The sequence below is a fragment of the Streptomyces sp. NPDC008125 genome, assembly GCF_042957125.1.
Classification (GTDB): Bacteria; Actinomycetota; Actinomycetes; order Streptomycetales; family Streptomycetaceae; genus Streptomyces.
The window spans coordinates 373863-397241 of record NZ_JBIBHR010000003.1; the positions used below are offsets into that span (position 1 = coordinate 373863).

At 72.3% G+C, this 23379-nt stretch carries 16 protein-coding genes; 8 read left to right on the forward strand and 8 right to left on the reverse strand.

What is annotated here, in order from left to right; genetic code table 11:
* Complete coding sequence (locus ACFZAX_RS06970; RefSeq protein WP_390959842.1) at nucleotides 1–1287, reverse strand: histidine kinase; 1287 nt, start codon at nucleotides 1285–1287, stop codon at nucleotides 1–3.
* A 432-nt stretch (nucleotides 1288–1719) separates the two neighbouring features.
* Between ACFZAX_RS06970 and ACFZAX_RS06975 the strand changes: the two genes are divergently transcribed.
* Nucleotides 1720–3945 carry an MMPL family transporter gene (locus tag ACFZAX_RS06975; RefSeq protein ID WP_390959844.1) on the forward strand — a complete coding sequence of 742 codons (2226 nt, stop codon included), beginning with the start codon at nucleotides 1720–1722 and terminating at the stop codon, nucleotides 3943–3945.
* A 423-nt stretch (nucleotides 3946–4368) separates the two neighbouring features.
* A complete protein-coding gene (locus ACFZAX_RS06980; RefSeq protein ID WP_390959846.1) occupies nucleotides 4369–6792 on the forward strand; it encodes a PQQ-binding-like beta-propeller repeat protein in 2424 nt (807 codons plus the stop codon).
* 202 nt (nucleotides 6793–6994) lie between these two features.
* On the opposite strand, the gene ACFZAX_RS06985 is transcribed toward ACFZAX_RS06980, so the two are convergent.
* On the reverse strand, nucleotides 6995–7609 hold the full coding sequence (locus ACFZAX_RS06985; RefSeq protein ID WP_390959848.1) for a hypothetical protein: 615 nt from the start codon (nucleotides 7607–7609) through the stop codon (nucleotides 6995–6997).
* A 447-nt stretch (nucleotides 7610–8056) separates the two neighbouring features.
* Here ACFZAX_RS06985 and ACFZAX_RS06990 point away from each other — a divergent pair, with 447 nt between their 5' ends.
* Nucleotides 8057–8626 (forward strand): hypothetical protein, encoded by a 570-nt coding sequence (locus ACFZAX_RS06990; RefSeq protein WP_390959850.1) that lies wholly within the window; start codon nucleotides 8057–8059, stop codon nucleotides 8624–8626.
* A 220-nt stretch (nucleotides 8627–8846) separates the two neighbouring features.
* Here ACFZAX_RS06990 and ACFZAX_RS06995 read toward each other — a convergent pair whose 3' ends face one another.
* The 4 genes from ACFZAX_RS06995 to ACFZAX_RS07010 all read right to left on the reverse strand — a co-directional run bounded on the left by ACFZAX_RS06995 (nucleotide 8847) and on the right by ACFZAX_RS07010 (nucleotide 14115).
* Nucleotides 8847–9038, reverse strand: a complete 192-nt coding sequence (locus tag ACFZAX_RS06995) for a hypothetical protein (RefSeq protein WP_390959851.1) — start codon at nucleotides 9036–9038, stop codon at nucleotides 8847–8849.
* 230 nt (nucleotides 9039–9268) lie between these two features.
* Complete coding sequence (locus tag ACFZAX_RS07000; protein WP_390959853.1) at nucleotides 9269–12379, reverse strand: BTAD domain-containing putative transcriptional regulator; 3111 nt, start codon at nucleotides 12377–12379, stop codon at nucleotides 9269–9271.
* A gap of 388 nt (nucleotides 12380–12767) precedes the next feature.
* Nucleotides 12768–13604, reverse strand: coding sequence for a MerR family transcriptional regulator (locus ACFZAX_RS07005; protein ID WP_390959854.1), 837 nt, complete (start codon nucleotides 13602–13604; stop codon nucleotides 12768–12770).
* 307 nt (nucleotides 13605–13911) lie between these two features.
* Nucleotides 13912–14115 (reverse strand): cold-shock protein, encoded by a 204-nt coding sequence (locus tag ACFZAX_RS07010; RefSeq protein WP_003967102.1) that lies wholly within the window; start codon nucleotides 14113–14115, stop codon nucleotides 13912–13914.
* A gap of 752 nt (nucleotides 14116–14867) precedes the next feature.
* Between ACFZAX_RS07010 and ACFZAX_RS07015 the strand changes: the two genes are divergently transcribed.
* The 4 genes from ACFZAX_RS07015 to ACFZAX_RS07030 all read left to right on the forward strand — a co-directional run bounded on the left by ACFZAX_RS07015 (nucleotide 14868) and on the right by ACFZAX_RS07030 (nucleotide 20899).
* Nucleotides 14868–15746 carry an MqnA/MqnD/SBP family protein gene (locus ACFZAX_RS07015; protein ID WP_390959856.1) on the forward strand — a complete coding sequence of 293 codons (879 nt, stop codon included), beginning with the start codon at nucleotides 14868–14870 and terminating at the stop codon, nucleotides 15744–15746.
* 1183 nt (nucleotides 15747–16929) lie between these two features.
* Complete coding sequence (locus ACFZAX_RS07020) at nucleotides 16930–18903, forward strand: protein kinase (protein ID WP_390959858.1); 1974 nt, start codon at nucleotides 16930–16932, stop codon at nucleotides 18901–18903.
* Nucleotides 18904–18975: 72 nt separating this feature from the next.
* Nucleotides 18976–20175 (forward strand): cyclic dehypoxanthinyl futalosine synthase, encoded by a 1200-nt coding sequence (mqnC, locus tag ACFZAX_RS07025; protein ID WP_390959860.1) that lies wholly within the window; start codon nucleotides 18976–18978, stop codon nucleotides 20173–20175.
* A 70-nt stretch (nucleotides 20176–20245) separates the two neighbouring features.
* A complete protein-coding gene (locus ACFZAX_RS07030; RefSeq protein ID WP_390959862.1) occupies nucleotides 20246–20899 on the forward strand; it encodes a hypothetical protein in 654 nt (217 codons plus the stop codon).
* 36 nt (nucleotides 20900–20935) lie between these two features.
* Here ACFZAX_RS07030 and ACFZAX_RS07035 read toward each other — a convergent pair whose 3' ends face one another.
* Together ACFZAX_RS07035 and ACFZAX_RS07040 are read right to left on the reverse strand one after the other, a co-directional pair.
* Nucleotides 20936–21802, reverse strand: a complete 867-nt coding sequence (locus tag ACFZAX_RS07035; protein WP_390959864.1) for a hypothetical protein — start codon at nucleotides 21800–21802, stop codon at nucleotides 20936–20938.
* Nucleotides 21803–21831: 29 nt separating this feature from the next.
* On the reverse strand, nucleotides 21832–22389 hold the full coding sequence (locus ACFZAX_RS07040) for a SigE family RNA polymerase sigma factor (RefSeq protein WP_390959865.1): 558 nt from the start codon (nucleotides 22387–22389) through the stop codon (nucleotides 21832–21834).
* 246 nt (nucleotides 22390–22635) lie between these two features.
* Here ACFZAX_RS07040 and ACFZAX_RS07045 point away from each other — a divergent pair, with 246 nt between their 5' ends.
* Nucleotides 22636–23328, forward strand: coding sequence for a demethylmenaquinone methyltransferase (locus ACFZAX_RS07045; RefSeq protein WP_390959867.1), 693 nt, complete (start codon nucleotides 22636–22638; stop codon nucleotides 23326–23328).
* Nucleotides 23329–23379 lie beyond the last annotated feature (51 nt).

Sequence of the window (23379 nt, forward strand, 5' to 3'; positions counted from 1 at the left end):
TCACACGGCCCACGGAGAGCCGCCGCACACGGTGGTGGCCGTGGGCGCGGGGGCCGGCGGCTGGAGCGGGAAGCCCGCCCGTACCTCCCACCCGCCGTCGCGCAGCGGGCCGGTCCGCAGGGTTCCGTCCAGGGCCTCCACGCGTTCGCGCAGCCCGATGAGGCCGAAGCCGCCGTGCCCGCCGAAGCCGTTGTTGTTCCCGGACGGGAAGCCCTTGGGGGAGGCGCCGTTGGTGACCGTGACCCAGAGCCACGCCGCGTCCGCGTCGAGGCGTACGGCGGCCTGGGCTCCGGGGGCGTGGCGGCGGACGTTGGTGAGGGCCTCCTGCGCGACCCGGTACGCGGAGATCTCCACCTCCGGCGTGAGATGCGCGGTACGCGCCGCGGCGGTCGCCTCCAGCCGGGCGGCGGCGGCCGGCGCACCGGCCGTGGCGGGCGCGGAGTGGGCGGCCGTCAGCTCCGAGAGCTCGCTCAGCAGATCGCCCGGCCGCTGCGGTACGTGGCTGTCCTCGCGCAGCACCCGTACCAGCCGGCGCATCGATTCCAGGGTCTCGGTACCGGCCTGGGCTATGTTCCGCAGGATCGGCTCGACCTTCTCCGGGGCGGTGGCGTGGATGGCCGTCGCCGCGTGCGCCTGGACGATGATGCCGGTCATGTGGTGGGCGATCAGGTCGTGCAGGTCGCGGGCGAGCGCCAGCCGTTCGGCCTGCCGGACGTCGGCGATGTTGCGGCGGCGCCGGGCCTCCAGGGCGCGGATGGCGCAGCCGAGGGTGATGGTGATGGCGAGCGCCACCGTCAGGACGTAACCCCCTGGGACGATCACCGACCACAGTCTCATCCGTACCGGCAGCGCCAGCACCGCGAGGCTGAGGGCCGCCGCCGAGGTGGCCGCCTTCCGTGCGCTCGGAGTCTGCGCGAGGGTGCGGATCACCAGCGCGAGCAGGCCGGCGCACTCCAGCATGCCGATGGACGACTCCTTCGGCGGCGCGGCCAGACAGAGGCCCGTCAGCGTCAGCGACATTGCGACGACGCACCAGACGCGGGGCAGCAGCGGTGGCGCGAGGCGGCTCGCGGCGAAGGGGAACCGGGTGCGCCGGGGCTCGGCTACGGCCAGCATCGTGAGCGGTCCGCTGACCAGGACGGACAGCCAGTTGGTCGCGAGGGAGAACGCGTCCGGCGCGAAGCTCAGCAGCGCGAGGTCCGCCACCCAGGTCAGTGCGAAGGCGAGCAGGCCGAACACGACGATGAGCCGATTGACGGCCGGAGTAAACGGAAGATGCCAGTCCACGCGCACCAGCGTAAGGAGCCGTCCGGCGGGCGGTGTCGGCCGAATGACCGACAGACCGGACACCGAACGGTACCTGCGGCCGACACGCCCGGACGCCCGCACGCGACACCATGGTGATCACCGGCGGCCGTGCCCTCCCCCGAGTACGGCCGACGGCGGTCGTACCGTCGCACGCGGTGACGGTACCGGGGTGCCGCCGCCCGTGGGGACGGGGGCCGGTACCGCCGTGGTTCCCGGAGTCCCCGCGCGGCACGGGAACCACGGATCCCCGGCGTCACGGTTTCCCCGCATCAAGGCTCCTCAACGTCGAGGCCGTCCTGACTTCCAGGCCGTTCTGAACCTCCGGACCGTTCAGACCGTCCAGTCCCTGGCTCTTCTCCGTGCGCCCGCACCACGCGCACGCACGCACCACTTACGGAGTCCTCCACTCTCATGGCTACCTTCCTGCACAGGATCGGCCGCTTCGCCTTCCGGCGGCGCTGGCTGGTCGTCCTCCTGTGGGCCGTCGTCCTCGGTGCCGTCGGTGCCGTCGCCGCCGGCACCACGAACACGGCGTCCGCCGGCCTGTCGCTGCCCGGGACGGAGTCGCAGCGCGCCTTCGACCTCCTGGACGAGAAGTTCCCCGCCGCCAACGCCGAGGGCGCGAGCGCCCGGGTCGTGGTGCGCGCACCGGAGGGGCAGCGGATCGACGCCGCCGGCAACCGGGCCGCCATGGAGAAGGTCCTGACGGAACTGAAGGGCTCCTCCTCCCGCATCGCGCAGGTCAGCGACCCCTTCGCCGCCAAGACGGTCAGCGCCGACGGTTTCACCGCGTACGCGCAGGTCACCTACACCGTCGGGGCCGCCGACCTGACCGACGCCGACCACACCGGCATCGACGAGGCGCTGGACGCCGGCCGTGACAAGGGCCTGACGGTGGAGGCCTCAGGCGACGCCCTCGCCGAACCCGAGCAGTCGATGACCGCGGAGGCGATCGGGTTCCTGCTCGCCGCCCTGGTCCTCGTCATCACCTTCGGGTCGCTGGTCGCCGCGGGCTTCCCGCTGCTCACCGCCCTGGTGGGGGTGGGCGTGAGCACCTCGGTGATCACCGCGGTCAGCGCCACCTTCCAACTCGACAGCAGCACCTCCTCGCTGGCCTCGATGCTCGGCATCGCCGTCGGCATCGACTACGCGCTCTTCATCGTGTCCCGCTACCGCGCCGAACGCGCCGACGGCTACGACGCACGGGAGGCCGCCGCCCGCGCCAACGGAACGGCGGGTTCCGCCGTCGTCTTCGCGGGCGTGACCGTGATCATCGCCCTCGCCGGCCTCGCCGTCGTCAACCTGCCGCTGCTCACCGCCATGGGCCTCGCCGCCGCCGGTGCCGTCGTCATCGCCGTGCTGGTCGCGATCACCCTGGTCCCCGCCCTGCTGAGCTTCGGCAGCGAGCGGGTCCTCGGCAGGGCGCGCAAGCGCGCCGCCGCCGTACCGGCTGCCGCCCCGGCCGCCAAGGTCACGGTCGGCCGTCGCTGGATAGCCCTGGTGATGCGCCGGCCCGCCGCGGTCCTGGTCCTCGCCGTCGTCGCCCTCGGCACCCTCGCGCTGCCCGCCACCGACCTCAAGCTCGGGCTGCCGGACGACGGTTCCAAGGCCCCCTCGTCCACCCAGCGCAAGGCGTACGACCTGCTGTCCGAGTCGTTCGGCCCCGGCTTCAACGGGCCCCTGATCGTCACCGTCGACGACCGCACCCCGGCCACCGCGGCCGGCACCGCCGCCTCCCTCGGCAAGGACATCGCCGCGCTGCCCGACGTGAAGGGCGTGTCGCCCGCCGCCTTCAACAAGGCCGGCGACACCGCGATCATCACCGTCGTCCCCGGCAGCGGACCGACCACCGACGCCACCAAGGACCTGGTCGCGAGCATCCGCTCGCTGGCCGGGAAGTCCCACGCCGAGAACGGCGCCCGCGCCATGGTCACCGGCACCACCGCGCTCAACATCGACGTCTCGGACAAGTTCAGCGCGGCCATCGCGCCCTACCTCGTCCTCGTCGTCGGGCTCGCCTTCCTCGTCCTCATCCTGGTGTTCCGCTCGATCCTGGTGCCGGTCAAGGCGGCGCTCGGCTTCCTGCTCTCCGTGCTGGCCTCGCTCGGCTCGCTCGTCGCGGTCTTCCAGTGGGGCTGGCTGAAGGACCTCGTCGGCCTGGAGCAGACCGGACCGATCATGAGCCTGATGCCGATCCTGCTGGTCGGCATCGTCTTCGGACTCGCCATGGACTACCAGGTGTTCCTGGTGACCCGGATGCGCGAGGCGTACGTCCACGGCGCCGACCCCCGTACGGCGATCGAGACCGGCTTCCACCACAGCGCGAAGGTCGTTACGGCCGCGGCCCTCATCATGATCTCGGTGTTCGCCGGCTTCATCGGCTCGCACGAGGCCATCATCAAGGCCCTGGGCTTCGCCCTCGCGGTCGCCGTCGCCCTGGACGCCTTCGTCGTCCGCATGACGATCGTGCCGGCCGTCCTCACCCTCCTCGGCAAGCACGCCTGGACGCTGCCGCGTTGGGTCGACCGCATCCTGCCCGAGGTCGACATCGAGGGCGAGAAGCTGGCCCGCCGCGACCCGGCCGCCGGGCAGGACCCGGCTCCGGACGCCGTGCCGCAGCTCAGCGGCCGGTACTGACGGGACATCACCGGAGGGCCGGCCCGCGTTCCGCGCGGACAGGGGGCGTGCACAGCGGTGCTGTGCACGCCCCCGCTCGTGTCCCGCCCGGAGGCGCCGGACCCGTGTGTCCGGAATGCGCCGGACCGTACAACGCCGTTCCGCTCCGGCGTACTTCGTCCCCGCTCGCGCGCCGCGCACTCCGGTCCTTCGCCCGTACGGCGGTTGTGCGGGCCCGCTCCCACAGCGGCGCGCCCCGCCCTCCTGCCACCGACACGTGCTGATGACACCCCGATCCGCCCCCGGGTTCGCAACTGGGGGCCGCGCCAGGAAGAATCGGGGTGCGCACCGCCAGGTGGTGCCCGGTGGTGAGACGCCGCACGGGGCGGGAATTCGCGGGCCGGGGTCGTGGGACCAGGGCTCGTACGGGGAGGTGGCAGGCAAGTGGAACAGCTGACGCAGCACGACCCGAGACGGATCGGCCCGTTCGAGGTGCTGGGACGGCTCGGGGCCGGCGGCATGGGGCTCGTCTATCTCGCACGCTCGGCGTCGGGCAGACGGGTGGCGATCAAGACCGTCCGCACCGAGCTCGCCGAGGACCAGCTCTTCCGCGTCCGGTTCACCCGCGAGGTGGAGGCCGCCCGCGCGGTGAGCGGGTTCTACACCGCCGCCGTGGTGGACGCCGACCCGCGCGCCGCCGTGCCGTGGCTGGCCACCGCGTACGTACCGGCCCCCTCGCTCGAAGAGATAGTGAACGAGTGCGGGCCCATGCCCACCCAGGCCGTCCGCTGGCTGGCCGCCGGCATCGCCGAGGCCCTCCAGTCCATCCACGGTGCCGGGCTCGTCCACCGCGACCTGAAGCCGTCCAACGTGCTCGTCGTGGAGGACGGCCCCCGGGTCATCGACTTCGGCATCGCCTCCGGGGTGTCCAACACCCGGCTGACCATGACCAACGTCGCCGTGGGCACCCCCGCCTACATGTCGCCCGAGCAGGCCCGCGACTCGCGCAGCGTCACCGGCGCGAGCGACATCTTCTCGCTCGGTTCGACCCTCGTCTTCGCGGCCACCGGCCACGCGCCCTTCCACGGCGCCAACCCGGTCGAGACCGTGTTCATGCTCCTGCGCGAGGGCCCCGACACCGAAGGGCTGCCGGACGAGCTCCGCCCGCTGATCGAGTCCTGCATGCAGATGGACCCGACCCGCCGCCCCAGCCCCGCCGACCTCCAGGCGCAGCTCGCCCCCCACCTGTTCGCCTCGGGCAGCGACGACAGCGGCACCGCGTCGGCCTGGCTGCCCGGCCGGGCCACCGCGATGATCGAGCGGCGGCGCGGCGGCGGACGCACCATGGCACCCGCCCCCGCGCAGGTGGTGGCCCCGCCGCCGCCCCCGCGACCGCCGGTCGGCGACTGGGACACCAACCGGCTGCCCGAGACCGCCCCGGTGCCCCCGCCGCCCGCCCGGCCCGCCCTGCCCGTGGGCCCCGGCCCCTCGGCAGGCCCCCAGGCGGCGGCGCCCTCCACGGACGGCGGGCCCGTCCACCTGATCGGCGCGAAGGCCGCGATCGGGCCCGGACCGCGCGCCGCCGAGATCCGGGGCGCCGCCGCCGCGCACCCGGCCGCCGCCACCGGGTGGGTCCGCCCGCCCGCCGGGCTCGCCGGTGCGCTCCCGGCCCCGGTCACCGCGCCCGTACCCGCGCCGGCCACCGCCCCCGAGGCGGCGCCCGCCGCACCGGACCGCTGGCGCCCCTGGCGTTTCCGCATGTCGAACGACGTCTGGGGCACTCCGGTCGTCGCGGGCGGCCTGCTCTACGTCACGTCCTTCGAGATCCACGCGCTCGACATCGGCAACGGCCGGCGCCAGTTCAAGACCCGGGACGTGGCCTGGGCGATGGCCGTCGACGGCGGGACGATCCACGCCTCCGACGGCCCCTCCCTCTACGCGCTGGACGCCGTGAGCGGCACCGAACGGTGGCGGCGGCGGACCGACGCCTGGGTCTACTCCCTCAAGGCCGACCGGGGCACCCTCCTGACCGGCACCCGGGGCGGCGGCGTCCAGGCGTGGGACGCGGGCGGTGGCGAACAGCTGTGGGAGACCGCCGGGGCCCAGACCGACTTCGAGACGGCGGAGGCCGGTCCGGCGCTCCACGACGGGACCGCGTACGTCTGGCAGGACGCCCGGCTGCGCGCGCTCGACGCCCGTACCGGCTCCGAGCGCTGGTCGTACCCCGTCGGCGACGCGGCCTCCTGCGGCGGCGTCCCGGTCCGGGTGACCCCGGCGCCGGACGGCAACGTCTACGTCGCGGCGGGCACCCGGGTGCTGGCCGTGGAGAGCGTCTCGGGCCATGTGCGCTGGCACTTCGAGGCGCCCGCCGTCTTCCTCTCGCCGCCCGCGTTCGCGCCCGGCCCGGCGGTGACCGGGGGCGGCGTCTACCTCGCGGACTACCTCGGCACGGTCTACGCGCTCGACGCCGCGAACGGCAAGGACCGCTGGCGCATCGCCACGGAGGCCCGCCACTCCGTCGAACCCGTGCTGGTCACCGGCGGGAACGTGCACGTCGGCAGCGGCAGCGCGCTCTACACCCTCGACGCGGTCACCGGCACCCCGAAGTGGCGGTTCGCGGCCGGCGGCGACGTGGTCGGCAGCCCCGTCGTCGCGGACGGGCGCGTGCACTTCGGCTCCGCCGACCACGTCCTCTACACCCTGGACGCGGCGGGCGGCACCCTGCGCTGGAAGCTCGCCACCGGCGGCGAGATCACCGGTTCCCCGGTCGCCCGCGCCGGAGTCGTCTACGCGTGCAGCAAGGACCGGTGCGTCTACGCGCTGGACGCGCTGAAAGGCACGGGGACCGGGAACAACCGGGCGCGGTAGGGGACCGGGAACAACCGGGCGCGGTAGGGGACTGGGAACAACCGCGCGCGGTAGGAGACCGGGAACAACCGGGCGCGGTATGGGGGAGCTCCTGCCGCGCGTCGGCCGTGTCGCGCAGGTCCTCCGCGTGGCGTGCGGCGCGCAGGTCCTCTGCGTGGTGTGCGGCGCGCAGGTCCTCTGCGTGGTGTGCGGCGCTCAGGTCCTAGCCGTCGTGCCGGCGCGGGTCCTCCGGACCGGTGTACGGGTCCGGTTCCGGCTCGGGATACGGGCTCGTCTGCGTGGACGGGCCCGGCTCCTGCGTGGGCGGCCACGTGTCCGGGTGCTCGTACCCGGGGGTGGGGTACGGCGCGGTGCGCGCGTCGTGGTCCGGGGCGCCCGTACCCGCGTCCCGTCCGCGCACGCGTCGGCGGCGGCCCGACATCACCAGGGACCCGATCAGCAACAGGAGGCCGCCGCCCAGGGCGAGCGCCACCCCCCACTGGAGCCCGGAACCGTCCGGGTCCACCGTCAGGCTCCCCGTCGCCTGCCCCTGGCGGACCATCCACAGCACGGTGAAGCCGAGCGCGACCACCCCGGCGAGCGCCACCACGAGCCGCGAGCGGAGCACGACCCCGGCGAGGGCCAGCACCGCCACGACGAGGAAGGGCAGGAACAAGGAGACCATCACCGCCGACGAGGTGGTGGTGATCCCCTCGAAGAGGTCCCGCACACGGTAATCGTGCCCGGGGCGGCCGTCGTACCAGTCACGGAAGGGGCTCAGGACGACGGCCGCCGCTCCTACGAGAGCGACCACGGAGCCGAGGACGTTGCGGATCATCGTCAGCCTCCTGCGCCATGTGCGCGTACGTACCGACGGCGCACGCGCGGACATCTGCGTAACGCTCTCGCTCTCGACGCTACGCCCGACGCTCCGCCTCCGCGACTTCGAAGCGGTGCCTCACCCCCTGCCCCTCACGTCCCCTGGCCCCCGCGCCCCCTGGTCCGCACGCCCCCTGCTCCGCACGCCCCCTGGCCCCCGCGCCCCCTGGTCCGCACGCCGTTGTACGTCCGTCCTGTGAGCCTTACGCCCGTCCTGGGAGCCGCTTCCGGTCCGCCTCGCCCATGGGTTTCGGCGCCGCCAGGTACACCATGACCAATTCGTGACAGGGTCATGACTCGGCACGGGGCCTTCGCCCCGATGCTGGTCCGGAAACGAACGTCGGGAGAAGGCGCCGGGAAAAGGCGTCGCGAAGAAGAATGACGAGACACGAGGGGGGCTGCATCCATGATGCGGCAACAGATGAAACTGGCGGCGGTCCTGGCGGTGGTGGTGCTCTCACTCACCGGGTTCTCCAAGTCCAGTCACGGACACGGCCACAGCGGGTCGAGCCACGGCTCCGGCGGCGGCTGCTCCAGCTCCAGGTCGTCCAACGGCGGCTACCACAGCACCACCGGCAACAACGATGACGACGATGACGACGGCTCGGGTTCGGGCTCCGGATCGAGTTCCGGTTACAGCACGCCCACGGACGATCCGACCACCGGCTACACGCCGTCGGTCAGCTCCGACCCGACCGCGCGCGTGGTCACGTGCGCCCGGCCGGCGGACGGTTCACGCAAGGCGGTGACGTCCTCGGAGATCGAACTCACCCCGACCGGTCGGGGCAACTCCAAGGTCGCGATCACCGTGACGTTCTTCGACTCCGCGGGCAACCTGCTCGACACGGCCCACAAGAAGGTCGCACTCGACGCCGTCGACGGACTCGACCCGAAGACGTTCACGGTGCCCATGGCGTCCCCCGCCAAGGTGGACGAGGTGTACCGCTGCGACGTCACGGCGGTCCTCGCCCACTGACGCCCCGAACGGACATGACCGGGAGGCCCGTCGCGACTCTGTCGCGACGGGCCTCCCGGTCATGTCCTCCACTCCGGCTCCGGTTCTGCTGCCGCTGCCGGTTCGGTTCCGGTTCCGGACGCACGACGGCCGCGGTGGCTCCCCCTCCGCGCCACCGCGGCCGTTCCCCCGTGTCCCGCGGCTCCCCCGAGCCCCGGGCCCCCGTACCGAAAAAGGTCTGTCAGGTGACGGGCTCCGACGTGGCGTGCATGTCGTCGGTCGTCGCCGTACCGCCCGTGGCCTGCGCGGTCAGCAGCTTCGAGGTCCCCGTGGCGTGCATGTCCAGCGTGGTCAGCTCCTCGGCGGCGACCTCGGTGCCGGTGGCGTGCATGTCCTGGGTCGTGAGCTCTGAGTCCTTCTTGGTGTCCGCCATGTTCCGCTCCCCTGTGATCTTTCGTATCGGGTGGACGAGGCCCGTCCGGCAGTTCCCCCGAAAATCGACTGCCGTACGGGCCTCGCCAAGAGCCGCTCACCTTAATGCCACGGCCCGCTGTCGCCCCGTCTGCCCCCCGACGCGACGGACCGACTAGAAGGAAGAGTGCCGGTCCGCGATAAACGAATGATGAACGTCCGCTGCCGACGTCGTACGCGGGTGCCAGGGCGTCAGGCGGGCAGCACGGAGGCGAACCGGTCCAGCAGCGCGCGTACATCCGCCGCCTCGTGGGAGCCCAGCCCGTCGTAGATCCCGAGCGCCTCGCGCCAGCAGACCTGCGCCCGGCCGAACTGGCCGATCCGCACCAGGGCCTGGCCCAGCACGGTGAGCACGTTGGCCTTCCGCCAGTCGCCCCCGATGCCGCGCAGCGAGGTCAGCGACTGCTCGGCCCCGGCGGCGGCCTGCACCGCCCGCCCGGCCGCGAGATCGACCTCCGCGAGACGGAACAGCGTCATCCCCACCCACAGCCGCTGCCGGCTCTCGCGGAAGACCGCCAACGCCTCCTGCAACCGGTCCGTGGCATCGGCGAACGACTCGCTCTCGGTCAGTGCCATGCCCAGGGCGTAACGGCCGTTGGCACTCCGCAGGGCATGGCCCATGCCGTCGTAGATGTCCGTGCCACGCTGCGCCAACTCCACCGCGCTGCCGGTACGGCCGGTCGCCAGGTGGATACGGGACAGGTTGCACAGCGCGCTCGCCTCGCCCGGCCGGTCCCCGACCAGCTGGAACGCGTCGATGGCCTGGGAGAAGTACGTCTCGCCGTCGTCGTGACGGCTCTGGTAGAGCGCCATGATCCCGAGCGCGTTCGAGGCCCAGCACCCCGGCAGCGGGTCGAGCGCCGGATCGACGAGGGCCATGATCCGCGCCGCCTCCTGCTCGGCCTGGTCGAAGCGCCCCGAGGCGTGGTGCACATCCGCCAGGGTGACCAGTGCGCGAACCTCCGCCCGGCGGTCACCGCAGTCCGAGGCAGCGCCCAGCAGCGCCAGTGCCGTCGTCTCGTACTCCTTCGCGTTGGCACCCGACTCCCCGAGGTCCAGCGCCGCCCACAACAGGTCCACCGCACGCCGCAAGGTCGCGGCCCCGGCGGACTGGCGGGCGCAGGCGAGGATCGTGGCCGCCTCCGCGTACAGCCAGTCCAGCGCCGCGTGCCGGTCGGCGAAGGCCAGCCCCGCCCGGCCGGTGGGCTCCAGATGGTCCACCAGCCGGTCGCCCGGCCGCTCCAGCGCGTACACGCCCGCGGCCGTCGCGAGGTAGAAGTCGATCAGCCGGGAGAGCGCCCGCTCCCGCTCCACGGGAGGATGCTCGTCGCGCTCGGCGCACGCACGGGCGTACAGGCGGACGAGATCGTGGTACCGGTAACGCCCCGGTGCGGCCGACTCCAGCAAGGAGGTGTCGACCAGCGACTCCAGGATGTCCTCGGCCACGTGCGGCTCCAGATCGAGGAGCGCCGCCGCGGCCGCCAGCGACACGTCGGGGCCGTCCGCCAGACCGAGGAGCCGGAACGCACGGGCCTGGGCCGGCTCCAACTGGCCGTACCCCAGCTCGAACGTCGCCTTCACCGCGAGATCGCCCGCCCGCAGCTCGTCCAGCCTGCTCCGCTCGTCGGCGAGCTTGGCCGCCAGCACCGACACCGTCCAGGTACGGCGCGCGGCCAGCCGCGAGGCGGCGATACGGATCGCCAGCGGCAGGAACCCGCAGGCGGCCACCACGTCCAGAGCCGCTTCCCGCTCCGCGCCCACCCGCTCCTCACCGACGATCCGGGTGAAGAGCTGCAGGGACTCCGCCGGAGACATCACGTCCAGATCCACCAGATGCGCCCCGGCCAGGTCGATCATCCGCACCCGGCTCGTCACCAGGGCGGCACACCCGGGAGTCCCGGGGAGCAACGGCCGCACCTGCGCGGCATCGTGGGCGTTGTCCAGCAGGACCAGGACCCGGCGGCCGTCGAGCGCCGACCGGTACAACGCGGCCCGCTCGTCGAGCGAGTCCGGAATCGCCGACTCCGGTGTGCCCAGGGCGCGCAGGAACGCACCGAGCACGGTCTCCGGCTCGGCGACCCGGGCCTCCGCGCCCTGGAGGTCCACGTACAACTGGCCGTCCGGGAAGTGGTTCCGCGACCGATGGGCGACGTGCACGGCCAGCGTGGTCTTGCCGACGCCCCCTATGCCCGCCAGCGCCGACACCGCCATCACCGAGCCCTCGGCCGTCGCCAGCCGGTCGCCGAGCTCACGCACGAAGGACTCGCGGCCGGTGAAGTCCGCCACCGCGGCCGGAAGCTGGGCGGGACGCACGGCTGCCGGCACCACCGGTGCGGAGTCCTCGACCGGACGGGCCAGTTCCTCGTCGGCGGAAAGGATCCGCTGCTGGAGCCGCGAGAGTTCGGGGCACGGATCGACCCCCAGCTCCTCCGCGAGGAGCCGCCGGGTGTCCGCGTACACCGCGAGCGCCTCGGACTGCCGGCCGCCGCGGTACAGCGCCAGCATCAACAACTCGCGCAGCCGCTCCCGCAGCGGATGCGCGGCGGTGAGTGCGGTGAGTTCGGAGACCGCCTCCGCGTGGTGACCCAGCTCCAGATCCAGGTCGAGCCGGGCCTCGGTCAGCTGGAGACGCCACTCCTCCAGGCGGGTGCGCTGGTTCTCCGCGTACGGACCGGGCACCGAGGCCAGCGTCTCGCCGTCCCACGAGGCCAGGGCCTGGGCGATCAGATCCCGGGCCCGCGCCCGTTCGCCGGAAGCCCGTGCCTTCTCCGCCGCACTCACCCACTCCTGGGCCAGACGCACGTCGAGGCAACCCTCGCGCAGCCGGATCGCATAGCCGCCCGACTCGCTGACCAGCACGTCCTGCCCGAGCACCTTGCGCAGCCGGGAGGCGTACGTACGGATCGCCGCCAACGCCCGGGGTGGCGACTCCTCGCCCCAGATGGCGTCGATCAGTTCGGAGGCGGTCGCGGTACGGCCGTCGCGGAGGAGGAGTGCCGCCAACAGGGCACGCTGCTGCGGGGACCCGGAGGCCAGCGGAGTCTCACCGAGCCGCACGCGTACGGGCCCGAGGACGGCGAAGTGCAACGCGGGTACGGGTGTGGTCGGGGGAGCGGGCTCGGGCTCGGGTTCGGGGGCGGGAGCCGGTTCGGGTGTGGATGCGGGTGTGGATGCGAGAACCCGGTCGTCGGCCTCGTCGTGGGCGCGGGCGTCCGGCGCGGGGGGCGGTGCGGCCCCGGACACCGGCCCGTGCGTGGCGCGCTGCTCCGGAACGCGCACGCGTGGCCCGTGGTCGCGGTCCATTGATGCCCCCTGTCCTGCTTTCGCCCCGCCCGGTCCTGCTGTGGTCGCCGGCACCGGGACGCGGGGGAGCACCCGGGTGTGACGTGAGGGCGCTTCCGGATCGCTCCGTACCGTTGATACCGCTGTCGACAGTCTGCCTTGTCGCGGGCTACCCCGTCAGCACTGCGTGACGCTCTGCACAAGGCTTCGACATCGATCGCGGAACCTTGCCCTGCGAACCGCGGGTTGACGGGGGTGACGGGGCGTCGCCCAGGCGTCGGCCAGGCGTTCTCGTGAAGGTCCGGCCGGGGCGCGGGGGTGGGCCCCAGCCGGGCGGGGTCGCGGGCGCGAGGTTACGGGGACGGGGTGGCGGGCGCGAGGTTACGGGGACGGGGTCGCGGACGCGGGGTCAGGCCTGGACGATCGCCTGCTGCAGCTCGGTCACCCACTTCTCCTTCTCCTCGGGGCACTCCAGGGTGACCTCCCGGATGTAACCGACGGACCGGTGACCGCTGGAGTCCAGCCAACGGGCGAGTACCTGCTCCGTGGTGAGAACGGAGTCCATCGAGCCCCGGTGCACGAGGGTGGCCGCCTCGAACGCGGGCAACTCCACCACCCGGACACCACTGTCGCCGACCAACCCGACCGGCGCGGAAACGGTCACCCCGGCGTGCACGAGGACCGCGCCCACCGCGGCGTTCCCGCCAGGGGCGTCCTCGTACCGGGCGATTCCCGGGCCGGAGGGCGTGAGGCCCGCCGCGGCCAGCAACGGGAACAGCCGCTCGTACAGGGGGACGATCACCGGGGTGATGTCCTGCGGCCGGTAGCCGGCGGCTGTGCCGGTCAGCTCGGCGACCCGCACCGCCGGAACCTGCTTGATGACGACGTCGTCGGTGTCCATGCGTCCCTCACTCTCGATCGACCGGAGTCGCGCCTCCACCTGGTTCAGCCGGGCCGCCGCCCCTGCCATCGCCGCCTCCAGCTCCGTCCGCCGCAGCCGCAGCATCCCGCGCAGCTCCTGCGCGGTGATCTCGTCGTCGAGGATGCTCCCGACCTCTTGGAGCGTGAAGCCGAGGTCCTTGAGGGCGATGACGCGGTTGAGGCGGGCGAGTTGGGCGGCGCCGTAGAAGCGGTAGCCGTTTGCCGGATCGGTACGGTCCGGACGCAGCAGCCCGATCGCGTCGTAGTGGCGCAGCATGCGCGGCGATACCCGTCCGTACCGGGCGAAATCTCCGATGGTGAACATGATGTCTCCGAGTGCACGGCTTCACACGGTGTGAGGGTCAAGGGTGGCGCGGAACAGGGCGGCGGCGGGTGGAGATACCGGAGGGTGGAGACAGCGACGGAAGGAGAGGGCGGCCTATGAGAGGGCGACGGACGGGGAGGGCGGCCTATGGAGAGGGCGGCTTACGGGGAGGGCGGCCTATGGAGAGGGCGGCTTATGGGGAGGGACGTGTGGCGGGGGAATGGCAGGAGCCCCGTCCCTTGCCGAAGCAAAGGGGGCGGGGCTCCTTGGGTACTGCTTACCGGCCGCGATCGGCCGACCCGGGCAACTAGGCCGGGGTGACGTTCTCAGCCTGCGGGCCCTTCGGACCCTGAGTGACGTCGAAGTTCACGACCTGGTTCTCCTCGAGGGAGCGGAACCCGGACGCGTTGATCGCGGAGTAGTGAACGAAGACATCCGGGCCGCCGCCGTCCTGGGCGATGAAGCCGAAGCCCTTTTCAGCGTTGAACCACTTGACGGTTCCGGTAGCCATAAAGCCCTCCTTGGGCCAAAGGGTTGCCCTGCTCCAGAACCTGCAAAGAAGTCTGAAAACTACAAAAGCCTGCGGGTTACATGATCCGCAGGCTTTGTACTGCAAGGGAAACCAAACTGCAACTTGCGGGCGAGCCTAGCACGCAGCCTCTGGGGAGCGGTAGAGGGAAAGATCACTTCACTCGAATGTTTGATTGGGCGATCCGATAGGTGACCGGCACGTCGCGCGGTGAGTGCGGGGACAAGTGCGGAGGTGGGTGCGGAGGTGGTCGCGAGCGCTGGTGCGGGGGCGATCCGAGGCGGTCCGCGTGGAGGGGTACGGAGGGGCGCGTGAAGGGCGGCGGCGGGGGGCGTGAGGGGGCGCGGAACGTGGTGCGGAGAGGCGCGGGAAGTGGGGCGGGACGCCTCGGGGGAGAGGTCCCGGAGCGGGGCCGTGAGCCGGTGCCGGTGAACCGGCCGCAGGCATCGGTCCGAGGCTGCCGGACCGGGACGGTCGATCCGAGGCTGCCGGACCGGGACTGCCGGTGCGGGACTGCCGGTGGGGGCTGTCGGTGGGGGCTGTCGGTGCGGGACTGACGCGTGTTGGGCTGTCGGTAGGGAGCTGGGCCGTCGGTTGTGGCTGGGCTGCCGGTAGGGGGCGGGCTGGGCTGTTCGTCTGGCGATGGCCCTGTGAGCGCTGCTGTGATCGCCCTCCAATCGCTCTCCGATCGCCCCGGTGGTGCTGCCGCCCGGACGCAGGTCTAGCCTCGCGATGTGGACAATTCAACCGTCTCTCCCGTCGAAGGCGGCCATCGCCGCAGCCGGCCCCGCGTCGGCCACATCCAGTTCCTGAACTGCCTTCCCCTTTACTGGGGGCTGGCACGGACAGGGACCCTGCTCGATCTGGAGCTGTCGAAGGACACCCCGGAGAAGCTCAGCGAGCAGCTGGTCAAGGGTGACCTGGACATCGGCCCCATCACCCTGGTGGAGTTCCTGCGCAACGCCGACGACCTGGTTGCCTTCCCCGACATCGCTGTCGGCTGCGACGGCCCCGTCATGTCGTGCGTGATCGTGTCGCAGGTACCCCTGGAGCAGCTCGACCGGGCGCGGGTGGCCCTCGGCTCGACCTCCCGCACGTCCGTCCGGCTGGCTCAACTGCTGCTCGCCGAGCGCTACGGGGTGCAGCCCGACTACTACACCTGCCCGCCCGACCTCGCCGCGATGATGCAGGAGGCGGACGCCGCCGTGCTGATCGGCGACGCCGCACTCCGCGCCAACCTGCACGACGCCCCGCGTCTCGGCCTCCAGGTCCACGACCTCGGCCAGATGTGGAAGGAGTGGACCGGGCTGCCGTTCGTCTTCGCCGTCTGGGCCGCCCGCAAGGACTACCTGGCCGCCGAACCGGAGTACGTCGACAAGGTGCACCAGGCGTTCCTGGCCTCGCGGGACGTGTCCCTCGAAGAGGTCGCCAAGGTCGCCGAGCAGGCCGCGCGCTGGGAAGCCTTCGACGCCGAGGTGCTGGAGAAGTACTTCACCACCCTCGACTTCCGCTTCGGCCCCGACCAGCTCGCGGGCGTGAAGGAGTTCGCCCGGCGTACCGGCGGCGCCACCGGCTACCCCGACGACGTGCACGTCGAGCTGCTCGGTAGCTGACCCCGCGCCGCCCGCGCCGCCCGCGCCGCCCGCGCCGCCCGCGCCGCCCGCGCCGCCCGCGCCGCCCGCGCCGCCCGCGCCGCCCGCGCCGCCCGCGCCGCCCGGGTGTCCGGGCGGCGGACAGGGTGTCCGGGCGGCGGACAGGGTCGCCCGGGTGTCCGGGCGGCGGTGTCGAGGCTGGTTCCGGTTTGGCCCCGCGTCTCCCGGGTCCCGCATGCCCCGTGCCTGACGGTTCCAGACCGTTCACCGCGGCCCGCGCACGCGGTCCCGTCGCCGCGGTGAGCGCGTACCGTCCGCCGCCCATGCGGTCCGGCCGATACGCGCTTTTCCGCATGCGCGCGGACGGGTAGCCACCGCCCTCCCGGAGCTCCTCCTGGTGCGACCCCTGGGGCGACCTCAGGGCGACCCCCGATGGCGGCCTCGGGCTGTCCCCGGAGAGCCGGCCCCGTGCGCGGCCTCGGCGTGCGGGCGCTCGTACGGCCCGGTCCGTCGGGGCGGCCCGATTCGGCGCCGATCCGTTCCTTCCTTTTCGCGTTCTTCGCCCTCTCACGCACCTTCCTCTCACTTCTCGACTTTCACTGTCTTTCGCGGCTTTCTTCCAGAACGCCCGATTCTCCAACGCGTCGTTCTCAAGGGCGGTACGGGACGCCCGAGGTGAAAGCGGGCCGCAGAGCAGCGGAGGGCGTACGGAGGTGTACGGGGCTCCGTCCGGGACTCCCGCGCGGGTCGCCTCTCTCACCCCTCCACCGGAATGGCCGGGTGACGAGGGGCCTTCGGTGTGCGGACCGGATGAGTTCCATTCTTTCCCGTCGATGTTCCTGCCGGATCACCCGCGTTTCCTTTTCCCTCATTCCTGCGGGTTGGTTTCTTCGCCGATACCTCGACGTCCTGTGTTTTCGTGCGTTCCGGTTCCCCGTTCTTCTCTTTCTGCTCATGTTTTCTCTGCTCGGCGGTAACTCTTTCGTTTTCCTCTCCTGTCGAGGAAGTCGCCGGCGAGGTCGAGCTGTTTCGCTGTCCCGGGGGCGACGGGCAGCGGCGCGCAAAAGCGGAATTCGGCATTCCGTAACCTGCGGAGGGGCATGCCTTCCGGTCGGGGGAACCGGTGGAACGTTCTCCTGTGACCGGGCGACGGGCACCCCTTACGCTTCGGTCGAGGTCCGGTCGCTTCACAGGGGGAATTGCCATGCAGCCGCTGGAAGCCGGCGAACCGCGCACCATTGGCGCCTACCGGCTGCTCGGCAGACTCGGCGCGGGCGGCATGGGACGGGTCTACCTGGGACGGAGCGCGGGGGGCCGCACGGTCGCGGTAAAGGTGGTGCACCCGCACTTCGCCCTCGACGAGCAGTTCCGGGCCCGGTTCCGGCGCGAGGTGGACTCCGCGCGGCGCGTCGGGGCCCGGTGGACCGCTCCCGTTCTGGACGCCGACCCCGACGCGCCGGTGCCGTGGGTGGCGACCGGCTACGTGGCGGGGCCGTCCCTCTCGCAGGCGGTGACCCGGCACGGCGCGCTGCCCGAGCAGGCCGTGCGGGCGCTGGGCGGCGGCCTCGCGGAGGCCCTGGGGGCCGTGCACCAGGAGGGCATCGTCCACCGTGACGTGAAGCCTTCCAATGTCCTCCTCGCCCTCGACGGGCCCCGACTCATCGACTTCGGCATCGCCAGGGCCCTCGGCGCCACCGTCTCGCTCACCTCCACCGGGGTTTCCGTGGGGTCGCCGGGCTACATGGCACCCGAGCAGATCCGGGGAGGTGACGTCTCCGGAGCGGCCGACGTGTTCTCGCTCGGCGCGGTTCTCGCGTACGCCGCCACCGGCTCCGCACCCTTCCCCGGCGACTCCTCCGCCGTGCTCCTGTACAAGGTGGTCCACGAGGAGCCCGAACTCGGCGATCTCCAGGGCGAACTGAGGGACCTCATCGCCGCGTGCCTGGCGAAGAACCCGGACGTCCGGCCCTCGCCGCCCGACGTCGCCCGCGCTCTTGCCCCCGTCGGCGCGGCGGCGCTGGTGGCGGCGGGCTGGCTGCCCGCCGCGCTCGTCCATGAGGTGAGCCGGGACGCCGTGGCGCTGCTCGACCTCGAACCCCAGGAGGGTCCGGTGCTGTCCGGCCCCGTGCCCTTCAGCAGCGCCTCGCTCGACGTACCTCCCGCCGACAGGCGAGGCGTTGGGGGCCGTACGACGGCAGCCGCAGACGGCAGCGGCGAGGAGAACGCGCACGCGGGCGCCCAGCCCGCCGAAGCCCAGTCCTCCGAAGCCCAATCCTCCGAAGCGCGGTCCTCCGGTGCACAGTCCGTCGGCGCCCCGTCCGCCGATGCTCTCGGCGTCTTCGGTCCCCCGATCCCGCTGCCGGCCGACCGGTCCGGGGACCGCTCCCCGGACCGCTCCCCGTCGGACCCGCCCCTCTCCCCGCCCGGGCCGCGGTTCTCCGTCTCCGTGAGTGCCGACAGGCTGCCCGAGCAACGGCCCGGGGCCCGGGCAGGGCGAAGGGTGAGCTGCACTGTCGCGCTGGCCGTCGCCGGTGCGCTGGCCGTCGTGGGACTGACGTCGGGCATGCTCGGCGACCTGGTGCCCTGGGGCGGCTCCCGTGACGCCGACAAGCGCAGCACCGACAGCGCCGCCTCGCCGCCCGCCACCTCTTCCTCCGCCCCCACCGACTCGACCACGGGCCCCTCCACCGGCACCGGCTCGGGCACGCCTTCCGGCGGCACGTCCTCGCCGCCCGCTCCCGGCGGCGGCGATCCCGGTGACGGCGAAGGGAGCGGGGGCGGGGGCGGGGGGAAGGGCGACGGGATCGCGGCCCTGCCCAAGGTGTTCGTGGGGACCTGGTCCGGGCCGACGCTCGAACGCTCGGGTGCCTCGCACGGCATCCTCACCGCTGTCTTCACCGAGGGGAAGAAGGGGCAGGACGTGGTACGGATGACCCAGTCGATCACCTTCCTCGATTCGCAGGTCTCCTGTTCGAGTGTCGGGACGCTCTCCTCCGGCACCGAGAAGGTGCTGAAGATCCATGAGCGCTCGGTCGCCGACAGCTCGGCCAGCCTCTTCTGTACCGGGGCCGAGGCGGAGCTGACCTTCACCCTCAACGACGACGGAACCCTCGCCTACCGGTCCTACGAGGAGGCCGCCGGACTTCCCACCGGCACGCTCAGCCGGTCCGGCCGCTGAACACGGCAAGGGCTGGCGTAGGCTGATTCGGTCCGTGGATCCGTCGAAACACCGCCGAAAGGTGACAGCCCGGTGACCGAGAAGGCCGACCTTCAGCCCATCCTCGACCGCGCCGCCGAGGGCGGGCGGATCTCTGCGGAGGAGGCGCTCGACCTGTACCGGTCGGCCCCGCTGCACGCGCTCGGAGCGGCGGCCGACGCCGTGCGCCGGCGCCGCTACGCGGGTACGGAGCACATCGCGACGTACATCATCGAGCGCAACATCAACTACACCAACGTGTGCGTCACGGCGTGCAAGTTCTGCGCGTTCTACGCCGCGCCGAAGGACACCGCCAAGGGCTGGTCCCGCGACCTCGACGACATCCTGCGCCGCTGCGCGGAGACCGTCGAACTGGGCGGCACCCAGATCATGTTCCAGGGCGGCCACCACCCGGACTACGGCGTGGAGTACTACGAGGAGCACTTCTCCGCCATCAAGAAGGCGTTCCCGCAGCTGGTGATCCACTCGCTGGGCGCCTCCGAGATCGAGCACATGGCCCGGATCTCCAAGGTGTCCGCCGAAGAGGCGATCCAGCGCATCCACGCCGCCGGCCTCGACTCCTTCGCCGGTGCCGGCGCCGAACTCCTGCCGGCCCGCCCGCGCAAGGCCATCGCTCCGCTCAAGGAGTCCGGTGAGCGCTGGCTGGAGATCATGGAGATCGCGCACAACCTCGGTGTCGAGTCCACCTCCACCATGCTGATGGGCACCGGCGAGACCAACGCCGAGCGCATCGAGCACCTCCGCATGATCCGTGACGTGCAGGACCGTACGGGCGGCTTCCGCGCCTTCATCCCGTACACCTACCAGCCGGAGAACAACCACCTGAAGGGCCGCACGCACGCGACGCTCTTCGAGTACCTCCGCATGATCGCCATCGCGCGCCTCTTCCTGGACAACGTCGCGCACATCCAGGGCTCCTGGCTGACCACCGGCAAGGAGGTCGGCCAGCTCTCGCTGCACTACGGCGCGGACGACCTCGGCTCGATCATGCTGGAAGAGAACGTCGTCTCCTCCGCGGGTGCCAAGCACCGCTCCAACCGCCTGGAGATCATCGACCTGATCCGCAAGGCCGGCCGCGTGCCCGCGCAGCGCGCCACGACGTACGAGCACCTGGTCGTCCACGAGGACCCGGCGCTGGACCCGGTCGACGACCGTGTCGTCTCGCACATCTCGTCCACGGCCATCGAGGGCGGCACCGCCCACCCCGAGCTGAAGCTCCTCGACGCCAACTGAGTTCTGCCGCGCGACCGGCATTCCGTCCTCCTTCCGTCTTCCCCCGACCGCTCCGGGCCAGGTGCTCACCGTGCTGACGATTCATGCCGCCGATCTGCTGCTGCCCGGCCCCGGGCGGCGGGCGGTCGCCGGTGGTGCGGTGCTCGTCAGGGACGGAGCACTCGCGGCCGTCGGCCCGTACGAGGACCTTGCTACCGAACATCCGACGGCCCGGGTGCGCCGGTGGCCAGGGCTGCTGACGCCCGGGCTCGTCCAGCCGCGGGGCAGCGCGCTGCTGGAACGGGCCTACCACCCCGACCCCCGGGAGTCGGAGGCCCTCGGCACCGAGCCCCTGACCGGCGCGGCGCTCGACGGCGTGAACATGGACGACAGCCGGTGGGCCGCGAGTGCGCGGCGCGGGGTGCAGCGGATGCTCGCCCACGGCACCGTCGCCGTGGTGGGACCGCTCAGCAGGCCCGCGGTGGCGGACGCGGTGCAGCGGTCCGGGATGCGGCTCCTCGGCGGGGCGCCGGCCGAGGAGACCGGTACGCGGGCCTCGTTGGACCCGCTCGACTTGCTTCGTACGGCAGCCGAGGCGTTCGCAGCTCCGGCACTCGACGCAGAGAACCGGGCCGCGGACTTCGCGGTCTTCGACGCCCCCGACGAGGAAACGCTCCTCAGGGAGGGCGCGGCCAGCTGCGTCGTCACCGTCCTCGGCGGACGGATGGTCCACCGGCGGCGCTGACGGCCCGGCCCCCCTCCGGGGCCGTACGGGGCTGCGTCAGCCGCCGACGACGGTGGTCCGTTCCTCCTCCATCGGGTGCTTGTCGGCGTATGCCACGAGCCGCATGAAGTCGGCGTCGCCGGTGACCGTGGTCAACTGCTCCACCGTGACCGGCGCCGAGACGGCGTGCAGGTCGTCCGGCGAGACGCTGATCTCGACCAGGCTGTCGCCGTAACCGAACTCGACGCTGATGCCCGTGGTGTCCAGGGAGTTCACGGCTGCGGTCCGGGCGGTCGCGTGTATGCCACCGGGCAACACGACTTCCCGGCAGGTGAGGTGTTTCGCCGGGTCGCTCACGCACGCAGCCGCGTGGTGGTCCTCACCTTTACCCTCAGGTCGCACGGAGAAGGTGAGCGGGAAGACCGCTGAACCGTCCGTCAGTTGGTACTGATCGACCCGCAGGTCCACCGGCCGGATCGTGCCGGTGCCGGGGAGCAGGTGGTCCAGGGTGGTCGCGGCGGTCTGCTGGAACCTCTGCTGCCGCTTCCGCTCGGCGGCCGGGAGGCCCGCCATCGAGGACTCGCCGGGCGAGGGCACCACGTGCACGGGCGTGCGGTACTCGGCGCTGGGATCGGAGCCCGGACCGGGAGCCCGGCCGGATTCCGGGACGGACCCCACCCCCGTGGCCTGGGCCGGGGCCCCGCTCGACCAGGGGGCCGTCACCGCGAAGATTCCCAGCGCCACCGCGGCGGTCACCCCGGCGCCCATCGCGACCTGGGCGCGGGCACGACGCCGGCGCCCCTGGGCCACCGCACCGGCCACCAGGTCCCCAGGCGGCTGGGCCTGGTCGGAGGCGTGCTCCATGGCGGCCCTGAGCAGCGCCGCGCTGGTCTCCCGTTCAAAGTCCGTGGGGTCGGTCAGCATGGTCGTACTCCTCTTCGTGTTCGGGTGTCTCATGCCTGGCGGGAATAGAGGTGGGCGTCGCCGAGCCGCGTCCGCAGCCGGGCCAGCGAGCGTGAACACTGGCTCTTGACCGTGGATTCGCTGCACCGCATCAGCCGGGAGACCGTCTCGACGCTCAGGTCCTCCCAGTACCGCAGGACGACCATCGCCCGGGCGCGCGGCGGCAGTTCGGAGAGCGCGGAGAGCAGCGTCACCGTCAGCTCGGGCCCCACGGGATCAGGGACCGGCTCGGCACGGGAGTGGGCGAGCAGATCACGGAGACGGCGGCGCCGCTCCGCGAGGTAGGTACGGGTGAGGACCGTGCGGGCGTACGCCTGCGGGTGCTCGGCCGCGACCACCCGACGCCAGTGCTGGAAGAGCTTCGCCAGCGTGGTCTGTGTCAGGTCCCGGGCCGTCTCCGCGTCACCGCAGAGGAGATAGGCCGTGCGGTACAGCCCGCGCTGGGCCGCGCGCGCGAACTCCTCGAAATCCTGGGCCGCCAGGCCCTGCGCCGGTGCACGGGTGCGGCCGGAAACGGGCGTGGAATCCCGGCCTCGTGATGTGCTCATCTTTCCCCCTCGTCTCTGTCGTCTTCACCTCTGTCGTTCTTCACCCCTTCTTGAGTGCTCCCGCAGCCGAAAGGTTGAGGACGAATTTCACGAAGTTTCCGTGCGCTGCCCATGACGTTTCCGTGCGCGGCCCACGAACTTTTCCGGGCGCCGTGCACGGGGTTTCCGGGGTGCTCACGTACGGAGGCGCGGCGACCGGGCGGCGCCGCCGTCGGGTCGCGGGGAGCGGGCTGCTTGAATGGGAGGGTGACCCGAGCATCCCTGGAAAAGCAGCCGCACGAAGTCGCCTCGATGTTCGACGACGTGGCGCGACGGTACGACCTGACCAACGACGTGCTCTCGCTCGGACAGGCCCGGCTCTGGCGCAAGGAGGTCGCCAAGGCGGTCGACGCGCGCCCGGGGCAGAAGATCCTGGACCTGGCCGCCGGTACGGCCACCTCCTCGCAGCCCTTCGCGCAGGCCGGTGCCTACGTCGTGCCCTGCGACTTCTCGATCGGCATGCTGAAGGTGGGCAAGGAGCGCCACCCCTGGATGCCGTTCACGGCGGGCGACGGGACGAAGCTCCCGTTCAAGGACGAGACCTTCGACGCGGTCACCATCTCCTTCGGGCTCCGCAACATCCAGGACACCGCCGCCGCCCTGAGCGAGCTCCACCGGGTCACCAAGCCCGGCGGCCGGGTCGTGATCTGCGAGTTCTCGCAGCCCACCTGGACGCCGTTCCGCACGGTGTACATGGAATACCTGATGAAGGCGCTGCCGCCTCTCGCCACCGCGGTGAGCAGCAACCCGGACGCGTACGTCTACCTCGCCGAGTCCATCCGCGCCTGGCCCGACCAGGCCGGACTCGCGACCCTGCTGCAGAAGGCCGGCTGGTCGGGCGTCGCCTGGCGCAACCTCACCGGCGGCGTGGTCGCGCTCCACCGGGGCGTACGCGCCTGAGTGCCGCAGCCGCGCACACGCGCCCGAGTGCCCCAGCCGCGCACGCGCGCG